Origin of the sequence: Streptomyces katrae, assembly GCF_000966975.1 — a bacterium.
In the GTDB taxonomy this organism is placed as follows: domain Bacteria; phylum Actinomycetota; class Actinomycetes; order Streptomycetales; family Streptomycetaceae; genus Streptomyces; species Streptomyces katrae.
Map to the genome: position 1 here is coordinate 1 of NZ_JZWV01001467.1, position 2756 is coordinate 2756.

A 2756-nucleotide genomic window follows, 5' to 3' on the forward strand; every position below is an offset into this window, starting at 1 on the left:
CGTCAGGGGTGGCTGTGAGCGGCCCGGCGGACCGTCCGGGGCTCGGCTGCGTGGGTGCGCCGCGGCTGCTGACCGGGCTCGACCGGACCGGGTGGCTCGACCGCGAGGCCCATCTGGCGGTGCACGGCCCCCTCCCCCGCTTCCACCCGGACGAACTCACCGACCTGGCCTCGGACATCGGCCTGCGGGGGCGCGGCGGTGCGGGCTTCCCCTTCGCGCGCAAGCTGCAGGCCGTCATGCTGTCGGCCCGGGAGAAGCAGTCCGCCACCGCCGTCGTGGTCAACGGCAGTGAGGGCGAGCCGAGTTGCCTCAAGGACACGGCGCTGCTGCTGCACGCCCCGCACCTGGTGCTGGACGGCGCCCTGCTCGCCGCCGCGGCCGTGTCCGCCGAGGAGGTGGTGGTGGCCGTCACCCGCGCGGACGTCGAGCGGTCGGTACGGGACGCCGTCGACGAACGCGGCCCGGGCGGCCGCCGGGTGCGCGTGGCCCGGCTTCCCGAACGGTTCGTCACCGGCGAGGGGACCGCCCTCGTGAGCGGGCTGAACGGCGGTCCGGCGCTGCCGTCCGGGCAGCGGGTGCGGACCAGCGAGCGCGGTCTGGGCGGGATGCCGACCCTGCTGTCGAACACCGAGACCTACGCCCAGCTCGCCGTCGCCGCCCGGCTCGGCGCTCCGGCCTACCGCTCGGTCGGCCTGCCCTCCGAGCCGGGGACGGTCCTGCTGACCGTCGCCGGGTCCACGGTCGTCGAGACGCCGTCCGGGACCTCCCTGGCCTACGTCCTGGACCTGTGCGGGAGCGGCGTCGGCCAGGGGGTCCTGGTCGGCGGCTACCACGGCCGCTGGCTGGAGCCGGGGGCGGCCCGCTCCGCCGACCTGTCCCGGCAGTCCCTCGCGGCCTTCGGCGCGGTGCTGGGGGCCGGGGCGGTGCTGCCGCTGCCGGAGGAGACCTGTCCGGCCGGGGAGGTGGCGGCGGTGGCGCGCTGGATGGCCAAGGAGTCGGCCGGGCAGTGCGGGCCGTGCGTCCGGGGGCTGCCCGCGCTGGCCGACGTCCTGGAGGACGCCGTACGGGGCGGGGGCCGGGCCGCGCTGGAGGCGGTGGAGGCCCGGCTGAGAGGGGTACGGCGCCGGGGGGCGTGCAGCCATCCGGACGGCACCTCGTACTTCGTGGCCTCGGCGCTCGCCGCGTTCCCCGAGGAGTTCCGCGACCACGCCCTCGGCAGCGGCTGCGGCCGCCCGGTGACGGGCGCGCTGCCCCTGCCGCCGGACGAGGAGCCGGCCGGGGGCGCGGAGCGGCTCGTCGTGGACTGGACGCTGTGCAAGGGGCACGGGCTGTGCGTGGACATCCTCCCCGACGTCGTACGGCTGGACGCGGACGGCTACCCGGCCCAGGCCTCCATGCCCGTTCCGGCGCGGCTGCGGCCCAAGGCGCTGCGCGCGGTGCGGCGCTGTCCGGCGCTCGCGCTGCGTTTCCGGGAATGAGGTGCGCACGGTCCCGACGGGCACCCGAGTTCATTCCTGTCGCGATCTGACAAATTCCCGGGGAATCCGGCTCCGACCGGCCGGGGCCCCGTATCAATGGGCGAAGGCAGTGAGCCCACGGGATCGAACCAGAACCTCGAGGAGAGATCGTGAAGACCAGGACAATGCGCCGGGAGATATTCGCCGGGTCGGCGGCGGTCGCGGTACTGCTGCTGACGGCCGGGTGTGGTTCCGGTTCCGGTGGTAATTCCGCGGCGAAGCAGGATTCGGTGAAGCCGGTGGGCGACAGCAAGCAGCTCGACCTCTACGGATCGGGTTACGGATCCGGTTCGGGCGACGCCCCGGCGGGCGGGGGCGCGAAGAGCGGCCCGGCCGGGCAGCTGAAGGCGCAGGAGGTGGCGGGCGTGGGTTCCGCGGTCACCGACGGCGAGGGCTTCACCCTCTACCGGTTCGACAAGGACACGGCCAAGCCCCCGAAGTCCAACTGCGAGGGCGACTGCGCCCAGGCCTGGCCGGTGGTCCTGGCGGACGACGCGCAGGCCGGGGCGGGTGTCGACGCCGCGATGCTGGGGTCGGTCACCCGGTCCGACGGGACGAAGCAGCTGACCCTCGGGGGCTGGCCGGTGTACCGCTACGCGAAGGACACCAAGGCGGGGGACGCGCTCGGCGAGGGCGTCGGCGGCACCTGGCACGCCCTGGGCCCCGACGGGAAGCCGGCCGCCGCGGGCAAGGCCACGGGCTCCGCTTCCGCTTCCGGCTCCGGAATGGGAGCGGGAATGGGGTCCGGAATGGGCGCGGGAATGAACATGGGGGCCGGGACGAATCCCCCGCCGGGCGGGAAGAAGGTGTCCCTCTCGGTCCGGCAGAACGCACAACTGGGCGGAATTCTGCAGAACGCCGAGGGCTGGACCCTCTACCGCTTCGACAAGGACAGCGCGTGGCCGATGAAATTCGGCTGCCTCGATGCCTGCCTGGACACCTGGAAGCCCGCCAAACCGGTGGACAAGACGGAGGTCTCCGGAATTCCCGCGGAACTGGTCGGCTCGGTGAAACGGCCGGACGGCTCCGAGCAGCTGACCATCGACTGCTGGCCCGTCTACACGTTCACCGGTGACAAGCAGCCCGGCGACGTCAACGGGCAGGGCAAGCAGGGCCTCTGGTTCGCCGTCACCGACAAGGGCAAGAAGGCGAAGGCCGCGGGCTAGCCCCGGCGCCCTCGGCCACCCCCCGACGCCGTGGTGCCCGGCCCCCCTCCCCCGCCGGGCACCACGGCCCCCT

2 protein-coding genes are annotated in these 2756 nt (G+C 74.3%); both read left to right on the plus strand.

Features of this window, described 5'->3' with window-relative positions:
* Nucleotides 1–8: 8 nt before the first annotated feature.
* Nucleotides 9–1478, plus strand: a complete 1470-nt coding sequence (locus tag VR44_RS38370; RefSeq protein WP_052714025.1) for an NADH-quinone oxidoreductase subunit NuoF family protein — start codon at nucleotides 9–11, stop codon at nucleotides 1476–1478.
* A gap of 149 nt (nucleotides 1479–1627) precedes the next feature.
* Nucleotides 1628–2683: an SCO0930 family lipoprotein gene (locus tag VR44_RS38375; protein WP_245692858.1), complete on the plus strand. Its 1056-nt coding sequence runs from the start codon at nucleotides 1628–1630 to the stop codon at nucleotides 2681–2683.
* Nucleotides 2684–2756 lie beyond the last annotated feature (73 nt).